This window comes from Tunturiibacter gelidiferens (assembly GCF_013410115.1).
GTDB classification, from domain to species: Bacteria; Acidobacteriota; Terriglobia; order Terriglobales; family Acidobacteriaceae; genus Edaphobacter; species Edaphobacter gelidiferens.
This window is the reverse complement of the sequence record NZ_JACCCV010000002.1, coordinates 747843-764872: the sequence shown is the minus strand read 5'-3', so window position 1 is coordinate 764872 and position 17030 is coordinate 747843. Positions and strand designations below refer to the sequence as shown.

The 17030-nt window shown below is 55.0% G+C and carries 12 protein-coding genes; 5 read left to right on the top strand and 7 right to left on the bottom strand.

Features of this window, described 5'->3' with window-relative positions; all coding sequences use genetic code 11:
- Window positions 1–217: 217 nt before the first annotated feature.
- Window positions 218–994 carry a UTRA domain-containing protein gene (locus tag HDF12_RS15185; protein ID WP_179584715.1) on the bottom strand — a complete coding sequence of 259 codons (777 nt, stop codon included), beginning with the start codon at window positions 992–994 and terminating at the stop codon, window positions 218–220.
- A 369-nt stretch (window positions 995–1363) separates the two neighbouring features.
- Here HDF12_RS15185 and HDF12_RS15180 point away from each other — a divergent pair, with 369 nt between their 5' ends.
- Window positions 1364–3136: a glycoside hydrolase family 9 protein gene (locus tag HDF12_RS15180; RefSeq protein WP_257025687.1), complete on the top strand. Its 1773-nt coding sequence runs from the start codon at window positions 1364–1366 to the stop codon at window positions 3134–3136.
- A 67-nt stretch (window positions 3137–3203) separates the two neighbouring features.
- On the opposite strand, the gene HDF12_RS15175 is transcribed toward HDF12_RS15180, so the two are convergent.
- The 6 genes from HDF12_RS15175 to HDF12_RS15150 all read right to left on the bottom strand — a co-directional run bounded on the left by HDF12_RS15175 (window position 3204) and on the right by HDF12_RS15150 (window position 9644).
- Window positions 3204–5276 (bottom strand): FUSC family protein, encoded by a 2073-nt coding sequence (locus HDF12_RS15175; protein ID WP_218892475.1) that lies wholly within the window; start codon window positions 5274–5276, stop codon window positions 3204–3206.
- Window positions 5277–5279: 3 nt separating this feature from the next.
- The gene (locus HDF12_RS15170) at window positions 5280–6479 is read right to left on the bottom strand and encodes an HlyD family efflux transporter periplasmic adaptor subunit (protein WP_179584711.1); all 1200 of its coding nucleotides are present in this window, start codon (window positions 6477–6479) and stop codon (window positions 5280–5282) included.
- Window positions 6480–6487: 8 nt separating this feature from the next.
- Window positions 6488–6748 carry a YtcA family lipoprotein gene (locus tag HDF12_RS15165; RefSeq protein ID WP_179584709.1) on the bottom strand — a complete coding sequence of 87 codons (261 nt, stop codon included), beginning with the start codon at window positions 6746–6748 and terminating at the stop codon, window positions 6488–6490.
- Window positions 6749–6753: 5 nt separating this feature from the next.
- A complete protein-coding gene (locus tag HDF12_RS15160) occupies window positions 6754–8352 on the bottom strand; it encodes a TolC family protein (RefSeq protein ID WP_373563936.1) in 1599 nt (532 codons plus the stop codon).
- Complete coding sequence (locus HDF12_RS15155) at window positions 8353–8892, bottom strand: RNA polymerase sigma factor (RefSeq protein ID WP_257025791.1); 540 nt, start codon at window positions 8890–8892, stop codon at window positions 8353–8355. It abuts the gene before it with no gap.
- A gap of 383 nt (window positions 8893–9275) precedes the next feature.
- Window positions 9276–9644, bottom strand: a complete 369-nt coding sequence (locus HDF12_RS15150) for a hypothetical protein (RefSeq protein ID WP_218892474.1) — start codon at window positions 9642–9644, stop codon at window positions 9276–9278.
- A gap of 288 nt (window positions 9645–9932) precedes the next feature.
- On the opposite strand from HDF12_RS15150, the gene HDF12_RS15145 reads away from it, so the two are divergent.
- The 4 genes from HDF12_RS15145 to HDF12_RS15130 all read left to right on the top strand — a co-directional run bounded on the left by HDF12_RS15145 (window position 9933) and on the right by HDF12_RS15130 (window position 16680).
- Window positions 9933–10562 (top strand): response regulator, encoded by a 630-nt coding sequence (locus HDF12_RS15145; RefSeq protein WP_179584705.1) that lies wholly within the window; start codon window positions 9933–9935, stop codon window positions 10560–10562.
- 396 nt (window positions 10563–10958) lie between these two features.
- Entirely contained in the window at window positions 10959–12107 is a 1149-nt protein-coding gene (locus HDF12_RS15140; RefSeq protein WP_179584703.1) for an efflux RND transporter periplasmic adaptor subunit, read from the top strand.
- Window positions 12107–15343 (top strand): efflux RND transporter permease subunit, encoded by a 3237-nt coding sequence (locus HDF12_RS15135; protein ID WP_179584701.1) that lies wholly within the window; start codon window positions 12107–12109, stop codon window positions 15341–15343. The genes HDF12_RS15140 and HDF12_RS15135 overlap by 1 nt, the downstream gene beginning before the upstream one ends.
- Before the next feature lie 68 nt (window positions 15344–15411).
- Window positions 15412–16680 carry a TolC family protein gene (locus tag HDF12_RS15130; protein WP_257025686.1) on the top strand — a complete coding sequence of 423 codons (1269 nt, stop codon included), beginning with the start codon at window positions 15412–15414 and terminating at the stop codon, window positions 16678–16680.
- Window positions 16681–17030 lie beyond the last annotated feature (350 nt).

The following is a 17030-nucleotide window of genomic DNA, read 5'->3' as shown; positions in this document are numbered from 1 at the left end:
AAGTGCAAGAGATTTTTTTGAGCACCGTCTCGGAGGGACGAAAGGAGCTCCGAGCACATGGAACGTTTCGCCTGGATTGCGAAGCTCTGAATCCGGGTGGCAGGGGACACTGTCCGACTAGACCGGGCAGTTTTTTTGCAACACTCGGGTAAACGGCGGCTGCTCAATTAGATTTGATCCGAGCAGGAACGGTATTCCGGTGTAGGTCAAAGCCTCCTTACTCGATCGTGGTCGTCGGAACGCGGATGGACGCGCGGTATCGGTGGCCGCAATAACGAGAACACGCGACTTCAATTGGTATCTCTGCCGTCGTCATGATGACTCGGGAGATCGACAGCATGATCGCGTTCTTCGGGATGGAAAGCAACTCCGACTCTTCGCGGGTTGCCGGCGAGGCCTCGAGTACTTCATCGGCCCAGGCAGCGCGAACGCCGTATTTGTCACGAAGCACCTTGTAAAGCGACTCTGACGAGAAATCGGTTCGTTCGAGTCCGGGATAGTGTTTCAAAGGAATGTGCGATTCTTCGAGCGCCATCGGAGTTCCATCCGCAATTCGCAGGCGACGAAGTTGCAGGACTGCCGAACCTTCTTCCACTCGAAGCTGTTCCGTGAGAACACCTTTAGCTAGCAGGACGGTTTGCGCGAGGAGTCGTGAACTTGGCATCATCCCGCGTCGTTTCATGTCCTCAGTAAATCCCCTGAGGTGCATGATGTTCTTCTCCAGCTTGGGCCGGGTGACATAAGTGCCTCGTCCTTTTTGGCTGAGCGCGTAACCCCGACTCTTCAGGTTATGCAGGGCTTGCCGGGCAGTCATTCGGCTGACCTGATAAGAACGCGCCAGCTCAAACTCCGAGGGAAGGCAATCGCCAACCGCCAATTCGCCAGCCTGAATCTTTTCGATCAAAGCCTGTTGAATCTGGTAGTACAACGGAATGAACCCGTTTTTATCTAACGACAGCGAATAAGAAAAGGATTGGGCATCGGGTTTTTCCACGCGGTCTCCTGGGAAAGTGTTATGCGTCCAGTTTTGCTGACGGGAGAAATCAGTCGATCAGTGGAAACCTAATCGTGATCAAGAGCATCTTCAAAACACCTCACACGCTGCATTTCTCTGCAGACCTGCTGGCGTGATTTTGGGGAAAACAATGGGCTGCCATCGCGCTTTTTTTCTGGTTTAGAGATTAGCGGATGAGTATAGTCGTCCAGACAAGTTGACGCAATGAGAATTCCGAGATTCTCAGGTCGCAACTCGTCGTTCGCCCAGATTTTTATCTCACAATGGTTTTCGAGGATTAGAAAAATTAAACACCCACGGATCATGGCTCTAATCGGTTGCTTTGTTGGAATATCTCCTTTCACGGCTATGGGACAGCTAAACGTCGTAGTCGACCAGGTCGGCTATGAGACGCGGTCGTCCAAAGACGCAATCGTAGTCGGAACGGAGCGGGATCACCCAGAGAAGTTTTCGCTGATCGATACGGTAAGCAGCAGGGTTGTGCTGACAGGGAGCCTGACTCCCAATGGCCAGGTAGATTCATGGGGTGGCCGCATCTTCTGGACTGCAGACTTTTCCTCATGGCAGGTCGTTGGCCACTACGCGATTCAGATTCAGTCGACCGCCGGCGAGGTGCGTTCCTGCCCGTTCGATATTGATGACGATCTTCTCGAACGTAATACGCTCTCCAATATCATCTACTACTTCAAAGGACAGCGCGCCAGTGGCTTGATGGATCAGGCGGATCGTCATCTTCGCCTGCCCGCAGGCCAGTCAGGCTTTGTAGATGTTCATGGTGGCTGGTATGACGCGACCGGCGACTACGGAATCCATCTTTCTCATCAAAATCCCACCTCTTACTTCAATCCTCAACAGGTGCCGCTGGTTGCGTGGACTTTGTTGAAGAGTTATCGAGTTCTTGAAGCTCGACATGACGATAACTTTAGCGAGTACATGCGGCGAATGCTGGATGAGGGGCTCTTTGGCGCTGACTTTCTCGTGCGAATCAAACGGCCGGGTGGCTCTTTTTTCGAAAGTATTACGGCTCCGGGAAAGAATAAGCTTCCGCAGGATCGTGCGATCGGCAATCCTAACTGGCGAACACAGATCAAGAAGAATGCTTCAGATTCGACCGAGCAGATACAAACTGCGGAGGGTCCGCACGCTTATGAGGCGAGCTTTCGCGCAGGAGGAGGCATGGCCATTGCCGCTCTAGCGCTCGCCAGTACTATGCCGATCGACGGAGATCTGCATCGCACTGAATACCTTCGTGCCGCTGCGGAAGCGTTTCGATTTCTCGATGTGCACAATCGCGAGTTACTCAACGACGGGAAGGAGAACATCCTCGACGACTACTGTGCGCTGATGGCTGCTACTGAACTGTATCGGGCCACGAAGCGGGAAACGTATCGCCTGGCAGCTGACCGGCGAGCCCTCAATTTAATGGAGCGTCTTAACAGCGCTGAAGGCCGCCACGACTATTGGCGAGCCGATGATGGTTCGCGGCCCTACTTCCATCCCTCTGACGCGGGCTTGCCTATCGTCAGCTTGCTTGAATACGCACAGATTGCCTTGCCTGATGCACAGAAACATCTGCTTAGCGTCGTAGAAAGATCGCTGCGTTTCGAGCTTGGTATTACGTCGGAGGTCAACAATCCATTCGGATACGCCAGACAACTGGTTCGTATGGGAGATGGCAGGGTTCGCAGCGCATTTTTCTTTCCTCACGACACAGAGGCAGCGCCATGGTGGCAAGGCGAAGATGCTCGATTGGCCTCGCTATCAGCCGCTGCGCGGATGGCATCTCCGCTTTTCGATTCCGACCCCGTCTTTCAATCACAGCTTCAGGAGTACGCCTGGAATCAGTTGCACTGGATTCTTGGCCGGAACCCCTTTGACGCAAGCATGCTGATGGGGAGCGGACATGGAAACGCACCGTATATGTTCTTTCGTTCTTATAAGTACACGAGTGCTCCAGGCTCCATCCTCAACGGTATTACTGCGGCTACCGACAGTGAGGACGGCATTGCTTTCAACGAGGGATACGCCGTGACCGGCAACGATGAAGACTGGCGCTGGACTGAGCAGTGGCTTCCGCATGCTGCCTGGTACTTATATGCCGTTAGCCTTCCACACTCTTGATCCAGAGGATCGTGTGCGCCGTCGATGCCTGATCCCTCGACCGCGAGGCCAACGAGTTTCAGGAGCCTTAGACTTCATGGCTTAGAATTAGCGCGAACGCTTGAAGTTCTTCAAACCGCGCGATCGTGTTTCGAGAATATTCCCCGTAACGCGGGTCATTAAGTATCGCTGGAGCTAGGAAAGCATTCGCGGGAACCGTAACGGGAACCGTCTTTTTCACAACGCCTTCGGCCAGCCCATCAATATATTCCGCTAGTCTTCGACGCATTTCGATGAGGTCAGGTTCAGTGAGAAAATCTTTGTCTTCTTCACTGTAGAGGACCGCGAACTGATTCCAAAAGAGCGTTCCTGCGGTGAGAGATGTTCGGAGAATCATCTCGCTTGTGCGGACATGCCGTTCCCGGTCAACGCCGAATTCGTAATCTACAGAATCATTCATCGATCGAAGCGCAACAACTGTCTTGCCGACCTGATCCCGCAGGGCATCTGCTTGTTCAAGCAGATCTTTCTGGTCGGGACGAGGTTCGATGAGACGGAGGAAACTCGCAACGGTCTTGAGAACGCCTGCAAGGCCCTGACGCATGACTGTGACAGTGCGCACTGGCCATATCTGATCGAAGACAAACCACATGACGAGAAGTGCGACGAGTATGCCGATAAGACGGTCACGTGCGGGGGCGAGCTCGGTGGGAGCACTAAAATCTTCAAACGCCACGAGGTAAAACGAAAACGCCATCTGTAACCCTACATAATTGAACCTTGGGCCCGCGGCTGTCCAGGCTGAGATGAATGCAACGAATCCAATAAGAATGACCAGCGATGTGATCGAATCCATGTGCGGAAAGAGAAGAGAGATCGCTCCAAGACCTAGAATGAGACCGCCGAAGATCGAGCCCAACAGACGGAAGAAAAGTCTTTGTTTAATCGCGCCACTACTACTAAGCCCGGTGACAATAACCGTAATCACTGCAGTCGAAATTCCAGGCCAATCAACAGCGTTGTAGACAACATAACAGAGAGTCGCGCATAGGCTGATCTTAAGTCCGAATGCAATCGTGTCGCTTCTGCCAACCGCCCCTGGAATGAAAAACGGCGCCTTTCTTACGGGCATCGCGACTAATTCTTTATTGCCCAATTGGGCGGCGTCGGTAGGCATTGTCAGAAGAGCATGAAGGGCTGCTTCGACCCGATCCAGCAACGTCACACAGTTCTCGGGCATAAATTGCAAGCGGCTTTCAATTTTTGGAATGGAAACCGGGATCAGTTCACGGCACTGTTCAGCGATGATTGCGCACCGTCGTCTTAGCTCTGGACTATCTTCCTCAGTATTTTGCAGGCCGAAAGCGGCGGAGACATCCAGGATCTGGGAGAGCATCGTGAGGCGCAAACGTGTTCCCGGAGGGAGGGTCCCTGCATCGAGATCTCGCTCCGCAATTTTGTTGTATAGCTCCAGCATTCCATTTGTACCGGCTATTGCAAGGCGGGAGACGGGAAGCACTGCGGCGGATCGCTCTTCTGTTGTCCCACTCTGAGCGTATACAGTGAACATCTTCTCCAGCGCCTGGTATCGGATTTTGCGCTGTGCTTCTAATTTTTTCGCGGGGTCGCGATCGCCGAAGAGGTACTCCACCAGAACAGCAGAGCCGACCGCGACTGAGAGCGTCGCGAGCAGCCAGAGCGAGCCTTTAACCAAACTGTCCGCAGGGGCATGTTTCTCCCAATTCCCAATTACGGTGCAGAATATTAACCCCCAGGTCGATCCGAGAGTCGGAAAGTTGGTTGAGGCCACCAGCACACCCGCAACAAATGTAACGATGGCGACGCTCAGTACACGGGCCATCGGATCGTTGTCACTAAGGATGACAACTCCCAGCTCAACTGCAATCGCAATTGCGACAGTGAGCAACGAAATCAGGCCGGTCCGGAAGGAAATTGTGGGACTGTCGCGTCCGACGAGGAAGATAAAGTACATGCCGATGTAAATAGACGGCATCCGCCAGGTCAACATGAGGCTCAGAGCGATTATCGTTGCAAGTACGATACGGAGAGAGCTGTTGAGCCGCCCAGGCGTGGGTTGTAGATCCTCCCAGAACTTTCGCTTTAGAGACGTGATGGTGCCGAATAAGGATGTTTCCACCATTTGCTATCTCACGACCGTCACTGCGGTAGCGCCGATGCGAAACAAATTCGGGTCGGGATCCTTGACCCGAACACGAACAGGGAATCGCGTGGAAAGATGAACCCAGTTCAAGGTGCGCTCGATGTTGGGTAGTCCGCCGGTGACGCTTCCATCTTCCGGGAAGACGCCGAATCCAATGCTCTCGACGACCCCATTGAACCGTCGGTCAGGATGCCCCATGAGGTACACATCAACATGCGCTCCGATGCCGATATTCTTCACCTTCGACTCGCGATAGTTTGCGACAACCCACCAGGTCCGAGTGTCTATGAGGGTGAAAAGCGGCGTGCCTGGACGCGCGTACTCGCCTACAGAGATATTCATGTTGGTCACGTAGGCATTGAAGGGAGCGACAACGCGGCAGCGCTCCAGATCGAGGCGCGCACTGTCCACCTTCGCTGCCTTTCCTGGCCGTTCCGACATCAGCGTGTCGACCGTATCGATAGTGTGAATTGCCTGCCCCAGCTTCGCCTGCGATTCTGCTGCGGCAGAATCCGCCTCTTGTTGTCGCAGGATCGACGTGGCGAGTTGAGCTTGCGATTGCTCCAGCGCGGCCTGGGCTTCATCGAAGTTTCCTTGGGCGACTCGGACTGCGGTATTGGCCTGATCGATCTGCTCTACCGTCACGTACTGCTTTTTTAGCAGTGGTTCGATGCGGTGCAGGTCATTGGTGGCCAGCTTCAACTGAGCCTCCGCAGCCGCTACGGATGCTTGAGATCGGGAGACGGTGGCCTTCGCCACATCAATGCTGCTGCCTGCAGTTTTGACACCGGTTCTGGAGCTATGGACACCCGCAAGAGCAGCTTCGGCGGCGCTGTTCTGGGCCGCGATTCTTCGTTTCGCATCGATGATCTGCTGCTCCAGTGCCTCCTGATCCGACAACGCCTGCTGTAGGGCGTACTCATAGGGGCGAGGATCTATAAAGAACAGGAGGTCGCCTTTCTTCACGAACGCATTATCCTTTACCGGAAGTTCCACCAGCCTGCCGCTTACCTCTGGGGCAATCTCGATGTAATTCGCCCGCACGCTCGCGTCGTCGGTGCGTGGGTGAAGATCGGTTTGCAAGATGACAATAAAGAGGGCGACTAATGCGGACGCAACAACGCCGATGGCAATCCTACGGCCAATTTGTTTGCGGTCAAGAGCTTCGGGTGTCTGTTCCATGTGTCCTCCTACCGGAAAAAAATCAGCCAGAGCAGGCTTGTGAAGAGTATGACGACGCTGGGGTAGAAGAGCGCGACCGGCCCAACCTCAGAGTCCAACTTGAATCGAACCAGGAAGTGACGTACGACGAACGCGAGGACCACGGCAATCGACAGACAGAGCATCCATACCGGGAAAAAGGAGCCAATAATATCAATCGACGGCGCATGGTGGCACCCGGCGCAGAGTAGGCACAAAGCTAATAGGGAAGCTGGACGCTTGCTTCTCATGGTCATCACTTCTGGCCATCCTGTGTATGTAATTTCGTTGCGGGTGGTTTGGTCCTAAGCAGGTTTCCAGTCACAAACTCAAGATCAACGGCTTCCAGAAGCAACTGAGATCGTGCCGAGACGCCGGAGAGTCGAGCCTGTGCTAACTGTCTTTCGGCAGTAACCACATCGATCAAATTTTTCACTCCATATTGATAGGCTTCCAGAGAAGCAGAGTACGAAGTGTTCGCAGAGTCGAGCAGGGCAAGTGCGGCCTGCTCTTTTCTCAGTGCCGTACGAAAAGCAATAAACGCTGTCCAAACTTCCCGTGTTGCCTGATCGTGTTTCGCGGTCATTACATCCTGTGCCTCACGTCTCGTCGATTCGGCAATGGCCACTCCGTTTTTTCTAGCTCCTCCATCGAAGATCCGCCACTCCACTCCCAACTCGGCGGACCAGGTAGTTACGTTGGCATAGCCAAGCTGGCCATTGTCCGCCGTAGGCCATACCACGGTCTGTGCCGCAGAGCCCGACAGTGAAATCTTCGGACGATATTCCGCTTTGGCCGCTCTCACCTGATCGTCAGCCGCGCGAATCTCTGCAGCCTGAGCCATCAGGTCAGGCCGATCCGACAGGGCTCGATCGATCAGCTCATTGATGGAAAGGGTAAGCGATTCGGGCAACGAGGAATTTTTCTGCGCGTCGATAGTTATATCCGGCGAAGGCTCCACGCCTATCGCTTCGGTAAGCGTTACTCGCGAGATTTTCTCGTCGCCGTCCGCAGACTCCAAATCGAATACGGCCTGCGAGGTCTCGGCGCGGGCATTGAGCACGTCAGGCAAGGTGGAGCGTCCGTTTGCTAGTTGATCTTCGGCTGCATCCTGAGTGGTTTGCGCGGTCTTAAGCGTCTCCTGTGCCGCCTGCAGTCGTTCCTGCGCAGTAAGCAGTTTGTAATAGTCACTAGCTACTTGAAAAGCCACTTCCTGATTCGCCTGGATGAAGTTAGCGCCGGCGGCTAGTTTTTCGGCTTTCGCGCTGTCGACCTTGGCCTCTCGTTTGCCAAAGTCAAAGAGCAGATACTGCAGCGTGACCTCGGGTTGGATCAGCGGGATCTCAACCGTAGAATAGCCGCGAGGTAAAAGCGACTCCGGAAACGGGGAGATCGTCCGCTGGTCAGCAAATACTGCAAGTCCAGCGAGCACAGGGTAGTAAGCGCTCTTCTCTATCCCGAGCTGTTCGGCCTTTTGCTTCGCTTGCTCCCACACGATTCGAGTGCGGGGATTATTGCGTTCCGCTATATCGATCAGTTCGGGAAGCGTGTACACCCGTTTAGGATCGAGGGTTGCAACCTTTCCCGACGGAACGGCATGAGCAGCACAGTCTGATGCCGAGCCAGGCGTCGACGCGGTACCCGCACACTGCGTAAGCCCGCTTTGTGGTGTCCAGAAACCCACAAAGAAAAACATCAGCGCCAGCCTGAAACTGGATTTAGAAAGAAGGTGTGTCGTGTCTTTCATCTGAGAGTGGTCAAAGTCTACCAGTTCGTTCCCGACAGAGAGATTGTAATTCCGATCGAAAAAGATGAGGAGACTGTACGAGTCGTTAGACTGGAAGAGATTGACCACTCATCCGAGCGACCGGCGCAGCACGGTTCTGGCGCGCAACAAACGGGATTTCGTCGCGGCTACGGAGATTCCTGCGATTTCGGCGATCTCTTTGATCGAAGTGTCGTGTACCTGTTGAATTTCCACGATCGTGCGAAGCGCTGGTCTCAGCCGGCGGATTGCGCGTTTTAGATGGTGTTCTCGTTCGGACCTCGCATAGTGCTCTTCAGTATTGGCCCGTCGATCGGGCACCTCCCAATGCTGCCACGTTTCGCCCTCCGCCCCGCCATCCATTGAAATCTCGGGATGCGCGCGTTTCCGACGTAGAATCATGAGCGCGGAGTTGATGGCAATTCGTGTAACCCAGGTGGAGAAAGTCGACCTGCCGTCGAAGTTCTTGAGGTGAACATAAGCCTTCAGAAAAGCATCTTGAAGTGCATCTTCCGCGTCTTGCCGATTTCTCGTGATCCGATACATCGTGCTGAAAGTTTTCTTTGAGTGGCGATTCCAAAGCTCGGAGAAAGCGAGATGCTCTCCCGTCTTCGCTGCGGCGACCAACATCTCATCATTGGAGGTCTCGAGAATAGCTTGCACGCTTATGGTGCCCGTTGAAAAGTATGAGTCCATTTGGAAGGCCTTTCTGAGAAATTTTGGAGAAATTTCGCTATGTCGACGATTAAGATCAAACTTCGTACCAATTAGAAGACCAGTGAAACGTTTGATTCAGGTATTGAAGAGAGTTGCTCCATGAGTGCTTGTATTTGTCCTGTGAGCGATGAGAATCGCTAAACGGATAAGGATCTTCCCGAAGGTAAAGCGGAAACCGATCGCTCGATAGCCTAAATCGTGCTTCTATTGGGACACTCTTTCGAGGGGGGAGGAGAATTTCCTCAATGCGAATATCGCTTGCTCGCGAAGGGTGCGCTCGCTACAGAAAGGTTGGTTTAGTCGCCGCTCATGGTCTTGTCGGAGGACGAAACCACCAGTCGTCGTCCAAACATCCGTGCGTCAAGGGAGTAGGCTCCAGGTCCCAACAGCCCCAGAGAAGCGGCGACCAGAATAGAAGAGATGAGAGGGATGAAGACGAGATCCTTCATGTCAAGCAGCATCGCTACCTCAATCAGACAGCATGCGATCGAAGACACTGGAGTGAATAGTCCAAGACAGATTGCAACACCCAGCAAACCCAGGCCGGCGGACTGCCAAATGTGAGCGGCTGGATTTCCCTGGGGCATTGCTTCGGTGAAAAGCGTTGCAGCGACAGAGACACGCAGAAGAATCAAAGCAACGCCCGCCGCTCCCGTCGGGAACATCGAAAAGAGTCTCTGCACAGTCGTGAGCCTATCCGGTCTACGGAAAACCGGCAAACCCGAAGAGAGGGTACGAAGAGTAATACTTTTGGGGGGTATCGCAGTACTCTACTCACCGGTCTGCCCCGCATCTTGCAGTGAGCTCAGCAGGCGGATTCGGAAGTTTAATGTCACTCCAGCTCAGCCACGGAGATAAAATGAGACGTCCACCACCGAATCAAATCGGTCGATGCTCGGGAGCTTCCATCTGGGCTGTTCTGTGGAAGATCCGAGCGGAGTAGAAGGATCGAAATGAGTGAAATACGTACAATTAGAGTTCTTACGGTCGACGATCATCCGCTTCTTAGAACTGGAATTTCGGGCGCGATCAACGCGCAGCCCGACATGTCAGTCGTGGCCGAAGCTGCCGATGGCGAAGAGGCGATTGCATCGTTTCGATTACACCGCCCGGATGTAACACTGATGGATATTCGGATGCCCAAGACGAATGGCATCGACGCGATCTCAGCCATTCGTAAGGATTTTCCTAACGCTCGCATCGTCGTCCTGACCACCTACGGAGGCGATATTCAGGCTCTTCGAGCTTTCAAGGCTGGAGCAGTCGGGTATCTCTTGAAAAGTATGCTGCGTACCGAGCTAATCGACACCATACGGCTCGCTCATGCAGGTATGAGACGGATTCCGCCCGAGATAGCCCAGGAACTGGCAGAGCACGCCGGCGACGAGATCCTCACAACGCGAGAGATCGAAGTGCTGCGCGATGTTGCCAAGGGAAGTTCTAACAAGGTAATCGCATCGCGACTTGCCATCTCTGAGCATACCGTCAAGGGGCACCTCAAAAACATTCTTTCCAAGCTCGACGCCAGTGATCGGACTCACGCAGTTATGATCGCTCTCAAGCGCGGCTTTCTAGACATCTAATGTTGGTTAGTAGACCGGCTAGTCACGGTAGGGAGGATGTCTCGATCACATAATCTACAGTAGTCCTGCTTGACATCATCGTAGCGTTCGCGAAGGTCGACAGCGCAACTTTGAAGGGGTTGACTGTCTCCATTTTGGATCGAGCTTCTTTCTCTCACATTCGATTGGCCTTCTCCCATTGAGCCGCTACCGAAACAGGGTCAACTTCAGTCAAAAAAATTGACACGGGAATAGCAACCAAACGATAGACTTTAGTTTAGGCGTGACGAGTGCGTCATGTGATTCCAGAAATGCGCTTTATGACTGATTCAAGCGTCGCTCAGATCGCGTGCATCGGATGATCTCTAAAATGGAAGAATTAAGGCTTGATCCTATGGGGGATAACGAGTTTACGCGATGAGTTCAATCAGCTTCAGGCACCCTGCCACTCTGTTGTTCTGCTTCGGCGCCTGTCTACTAGCAGGTTGCAGCGCAAAGCCATCCGATCCAAAAAGCGAAGCTCCACCGGCCGCTGTCGTCCAACCCGATGCCGACCCAAATCTGGTTCACGTTGATCACCCGGATCAGTTCACGCTGGTTGCGGCGACAGACTACGCTGCCACCTCCACGATCCAGGTCACCGGCACGGTAAATCCCGACATCTCGCGCACTATTCCGGTGATATCCATTGCCTCCGGCCGCGTCGTTGAGGTCCACGCCCGCATCGGTGACTACGTTAAGAAGGGCCAGCTCCTGATGGACGTTCAGAGCACCGACGTGTCCGGTGCTTTTGGCTCTTACCTGAAGGCTGTGAACGACGAACGTCTTGCCAAGGTACAGCTCGACCGGGCGAAGATCCTCAACGACAAGGGGGCCATTCCCAATAGTCAGGTTGAGATCGCCCAGAACGCCGAAGACGATGCAAAGGCAGCCCTATCTGCCTCCGAAGAGCAACTCCGCGTTCTTGGTGTTGACAAAAACCACCCAGCCGCAACGGTCAAGGTTTACGCACCCGCCTCGGGCTTTATCATCGCCCAAAATGTCACCAATGCCGCCGCAGCCGGAGTCACTTACGCCGGCTCGGCCAACGCCTTCACCATCGCCGACCTGTCGCACGTATGGATTATCTGCGACGTCTACGAGAACGATCTTCCCACAGTCCATCTCGGTCAGAAGGCGGACATCCGCCTCACCGCCTACCCCGACCGCGTTCTCACCGGCGTCATCAGCGACATCGGAGCCGTCCTCGACCCGCAGATCCGCACGGCCAAGGTTCGTATCCAAGTTGAAAACCCCAACACTTTGATGCGCGTCGGCATGTTTGCCACCGCCACCATTCACGGCAAGACCGCGCAGACGCACGTGCAGGTGCCTGCCACCGCAGTACTCCATCTGCACGACCGCGACTGGGTCTACACTCCCGCCGGGGACGGCAAGTTCCGCCGAGTGATGGTGCGCGGGGGCGCATCCTTGCCGGGCAATATGCAGGAGATTATCTCCGGCCTTAACGCGGGCCAGCAGGTCGTCACCAACGCCCTCGCGCTGCAGAACACGGCGGATCAGTAATGATTCGTAAGCTCGTCGATTTTGCACTGAACAATCGCTGGCTGATACTCGGCCTCGCGATTATGCTGTTCGCCTGGGGCATCGTCTCCTTCCACAACCTGCCGGTGGAAGCCTACCCCGACGTTGCCAACAACTACGTCCAGATCATCACCCAGTGGCCCGGCCGCGCCGCCGAGGAGATCGAGCAGCAGGTCACCATCCCGCTCGAGATCGGAATGGCGGGCATCCCGCACATGACCCACCTGCGGTCAACCTCGCTCGCCGGAATCTCCAGCCTCAACCTTATCTTTGACGACGACTCGGTCAACGACTGGAATCGTGAAAAGGTTCTTGAGCGCCTCGCCCAGGTCACTCTCCCAACTGGCATTCAACCGCAGATGGGCACCGACTGGAGCCCCGTCGGTCAGATCTATTGGTACACCCTCCGCAGCACCAACCCGCTCTACGACAACATGGATCTCAAGTCCCTCGAGGACTGGACCATCGAAAAGCAGTTTAAATCCGTTCCCGGTGTTGTCGACGACTCAAGCTTTGGTGGCATGACACGCGAGTATCAGGTCCGCGTCGATCCCGACAAACTCGTTGCTTACGGGCTCAGCATCGGTCAGGTCGAGCAGCAGCTGGCCAACAACAACACCAACGCAGGCGGCAGTTTTATCGAACAGGGCCAGCAGCAGATCAACGTCCGCGAAGTTGGCCTTTACAAGAATGTCCACGATATAGAAGAGACCGTCCTTAAGACTCAGTCCGGCACCGCACTCCGCGTCAAAGATATCGCGACGGTCGCCCAGGGACCGAAGATCCGGCTCGGTCAGATCGGCAAAGCCTGTCGCGCCGGGGGCCTGCCTCTCACCGACCCACCAGGTTCCTGGACCGCGAACGACCCGTGCGTCGATCACCAGGACAAGCCTGGCAGCTCAAAGGCGATCCATCGGGAAGATGGAAAGATCGTCGATGACGGGGACGTTGTTGAAGGCATTGTTGCTCTCCAGAAGGGGGATGACTCTGAGTTCGCCCTGGCTGGCATTCACAAGAAGGTGGACGAACTCAACAACCGTGTCCTCCCGCCAGGAGTCAAGGTCGTCCCGTTTCTTGATCGAAGCGACCTGCTTCACTACACAACCCATACGGTGCTGCATAACCTCACCGAAGGCATCATCCTCGTCGTCATCATTCTCTTCCTGTTTCTGGGGAACGTCCGCGGCGCTCTCATCGTCTCTCTCACCATTCCGTTTGCTCTTCTCTTTGCCTCCATCTGTCTCGACCTCCGGCACATCCCCGCGAATCTCCTGTCTCTGGGCGCGTTGGACTTCGGCATGGTTGTCGACGGCGCTGTCGTAATGGTGGAAAACATCGTCCGTCACCTCAGCCATCAGCGCAAAGACTCGCTGTCTCCGGCAGAGCAGATTCGCGAGGCCGCGCACGAAGTGCAGCGCCCCGTCTTCTACGCGATCGGCATCATCATCACGGCCTATCTGCCGATCTTCACCCTGCAGGCAGTTGAAGGCCGTCTCTTCCAGCCCATGGCCTGGACCGTGGCGTTCGCTCTTCTCGGTGCTCTTGTCTTCTCCATGCTGATCGCGCCGGTTCTGGCCAGCCTGCTCTTTCCCAACGGCACCACGGAGTGGCAGAATCCGGTGATGGCGTGGCTCACCGACCGCTACCGTCACTCCGCGCGATGGGCCATCGAGCATCGTTACGTTACGCTCAGCGTGGCAGGTGGGGCTCTTGCTCTTGCTCTGTTCCTGGGGCTCAGCGGCGTGATCGGGTCAGAGTTTCTTCCTCATCTCGATGAAGGCGCCATCTGGGTTCGTGGCACACTCGCCCCAAGCACCGGCCCGACGGAGAGCCTGCGAGTGATGAATCAAGCTCGTATCACTCTCTCTTCTTTTCCCGAGGTGACCCAGGTCGTAAGTCAGACCGGTCGTCCTGACGACGGCACCGATGTTACCGGTTTCTTCAATACCGAGTACTTTGTTGACCTGAAGCCCAAAGAAGCGTGGCGTCCCGTCTTCAAGAAAAACAAAGACGAGCTGATCGGTGCGATGGACCGCGAGCTGGAGAAGATGCCCGGCGTCATCTGGAACTTCTCGCAGCCGATCTCCGACAATGTCGAAGAGGCCGTCAGCGGTGTCAAAGGCGAACTCGCCGTCAAGATCTACGGGGATGATCTCAAGACCCTCGAGGCGAAGGGTGACCAGATCGTCTCCATCATGACCAAGATCAAAGGAGTAAGTGATCTTGGGCTATTTCGTGTCATCGGCCAGCCCAATCTGAACTACACCGTGAATCGCTCGGCCGCGGCACGCTTTGGAATCAATGTCGCCGATATTCAGGACGCAATCCAAACCGCAGTGGGGGGCAACGCAGTCAGCCAGGTCCTTCAGGGAGAAGCGCGTTACGACCTCGTCGTCCGCTATCTGCCGCAGTACCGCGACACGCAGGAGGCCATCAATAATATCCGGCTTCTTTCGCCCTCAGGGGAGCGTGTCTCGCTGGCACAGCTTACCAACATCTCGATGGAAGATGGTGCTGAAACGATCTCTCGCGAAGGTGGCCAGCGCTTTGTGGCCATCAAATACAGCGTTCGCAATCGAGATCTCGGCAGCACCGTCGAAGAGGCCATCGCTAAAGTCAATGAGCAGGTAAAGCTCCCGCCCGGCTACAAGATCGACTGGGCTGGCGAGTACGAGAGCCAGAAGCGCTCCTCTCGCCGTCTCATGCTCGTACTTCCCGTTACGATCCTCATCATCTTCATCATTCTCTATTCCATGTTTCACTCCGGCAAATGGGCCGGCCTTATCTTAGTCAATGTCTCAATGGCTCCAGTCGGCGGTCTGCTCGCTCTGCTCCTTACTCACACAAACTTCAGCGTCTCCTCTGGCGTCGGCTTTCTGGCTCTCTTCGGCGTCTCGGTTCAGACGGGTGTCATTATGCTCGAGTACATCAATCAGATGCGGGTTCGTGGCCACTCCATCGAAGAGTCCGCAATCGAAGGGGCAGTGCTTCGCCTTCGTCCCATCATGATGACCATGCTCGTTGCCACTCTAGGTCTTCTACCTGCAGCAACCTCGCACGGCATCGGGTCCGACTCGCAGCGTCCCTTCGCCATGGTCATCGTCGGCGGTCTCATTGGCGCGCTTCTCATCAGCGTCTTCCTTCTGCCCACGTTATACGTCTGGATTGCAAGGCCCGACGATGTCCTCCCTACCCCCGAGACGGAGTTTGAGAACTAATGCAGTTCAAGCATGCAGGCAAATTTTCAATAAGAACTACGCAGACCAAAGGAGGTTCGGAAAACTACATGACGAAGAAAAAACATCGAATCCTCCTTGTTGCCTCCTGCCTTCTGCTCGTGGCTCGTGTCGCGTTTCCGCAGACTCAGCCATCCAGCTCCGCCCCTGCCGCCATCACCATGCAGCAGGCCGTAGATATAGCGCGAATGAAGAATCCCAACCTGCTCTCCTCACAGCAGAACCTGCTCTCAGTCAAAGCTCAGGAGATTCAGGCTGGAGTTAGAGCCAATCCCTACTTCGGATTTACTGGATCAAACATAACTCTTCCTGCAGAGGGAGCCTCTAATCCATATGCCTATAGCTTGCAGGTTTCGAGGCTCTTCGAGCGCGGCGAGAAGCGTCGCTGGCGTCTCGACAGCGCCCGCTCCACGACGGCCCAGACCGACGCCCAATACCACCAGCAGGAGCAACAGACCATACTTGCCGTGCGCCAGGCCTTCACCAGCTTCGTCATCGCAAAGGCTGCAAAAAAACTAGCCGACGACAACCTAAGCGACTTCAGGCACGAGCTCGACATCGGACGGGAGCGCTACAAAGCCGGAGATATCGCCAAGCTCGACTTCGAACGCCTCGACCTCCAGCTGGCTCAGTTTGAATCTGACGAGTCCAACGCCATCACGAATGCCCAGCAGGCCAGCATCCAGCTTCAGGCTCTCCTCGGCTATGACAAAGCTCGCACCGACTTCGATGTCATCGGTGATGTTGTGCCGCCGCTCGTCTCCGACACGATGGAAGGGCTGGAACAGAAGGCGCTCGCCGCACGCCCCGACTACCATGCCGCCCATCTCGGCGTGGCCGTTGCCGATGCCAACGTCAAGCTCGCCTACGCGAACGGCACCACCGACCCAACCCTCGAAGGCGAATATGACCGCAGCGGCACCTATAACTCTGCCGGCTTCAACTTCAATATTCCCATCCGAATCTTTGATCGAAATCAGGGGAATAAAGAGACCAGCAAATATCTCGCACAGGCTAGTCGTTTCACCGAGCTTGCGACCCGCAATCAGGTAGTCGCCGACGTCGATCAGGCTTGGTCCGGCTACGCTAATGCCAAGGTCCTCTCCGATCGCTACAACGGCCACTACCTCGATGAAGCGAAGGACGTTCTCGATATCGCCCAGTTCAGTTATCAGCACGGCGGCCTTGCCCTGATCGACTATCTGGACGCACTGCGCGAATCCCGCTCCGTCACATCCGACGCTCTCAACGCCTACTCCCAAACCTGGATGGCAATCCACCAGCTAAGCTTCGCCACCGCCACCGAGATAGTCCCATAGCCTCGCTGAGGTTCTGTATCACCTGGCAAAGAAGCGACAGACATACTAGCCCAATTGCAAACAGCTAAACCGCTCCTCTGCGCGACGGCATCAGACGATCCGCGCTTTCGCCTGAACGGCTGAACCGTCCATTAAGAATCGATCCACCCTTCCAGACGAAAAATAAAGTCGAGAAAAGTGGCGCATTTTTTATGCCTCAGAAATGTGGTGTTTGGAAACCACGTTTACCACGCATTTCACCACAACCTGACCACGTTCTCACCACCATCTGCAGCCGAAAATCTGGAAAAACCCCTGCAAACCGGTGCAAACACCACAGCTGTATATTTATGTCCGCAATCCTCGTTGCA

Coding starts and splice junctions, on each gene's coding strand:
- HDF12_RS15180 (WP_257025687.1), top strand. CDS start 1,364: ATGGGACAGCTAAACGTCGTAGTCGACCAGGTCGGCTATGAGACGCGG.
- HDF12_RS15175 (WP_218892475.1), bottom strand. CDS start 5,276: ATGGTGGAAACATCCTTATTCGGCACCATCACGTCTCTAAAGCGAAAG.
- HDF12_RS15170 (WP_179584711.1), bottom strand. CDS start 6,479: ATGGAACAGACACCCGAAGCTCTTGACCGCAAACAAATTGGCCGTAGG.
- HDF12_RS15165 (WP_179584709.1), bottom strand. CDS start 6,748: ATGAGAAGCAAGCGTCCAGCTTCCCTATTAGCTTTGTGCCTACTCTGC.
- HDF12_RS15155 (WP_257025791.1), bottom strand. CDS start 8,892: ATGTTGGTCGCCGCAGCGAAGACGGGAGAGCATCTCGCTTTCTCCGAG.
- HDF12_RS15150 (WP_218892474.1), bottom strand. CDS start 9,644: ATGTTCCCGACGGGAGCGGCGGGCGTTGCTTTGATTCTTCTGCGTGTC.
- HDF12_RS15145 (WP_179584705.1), top strand. CDS start 9,933: ATGAGTGAAATACGTACAATTAGAGTTCTTACGGTCGACGATCATCCG.
- HDF12_RS15140 (WP_179584703.1), top strand. CDS start 10,959: ATGAGTTCAATCAGCTTCAGGCACCCTGCCACTCTGTTGTTCTGCTTC.
- HDF12_RS15135 (WP_179584701.1), top strand. CDS start 12,107: ATGATTCGTAAGCTCGTCGATTTTGCACTGAACAATCGCTGGCTGATA.
- HDF12_RS15130 (WP_257025686.1), top strand. CDS start 15,412: ATGACGAAGAAAAAACATCGAATCCTCCTTGTTGCCTCCTGCCTTCTG.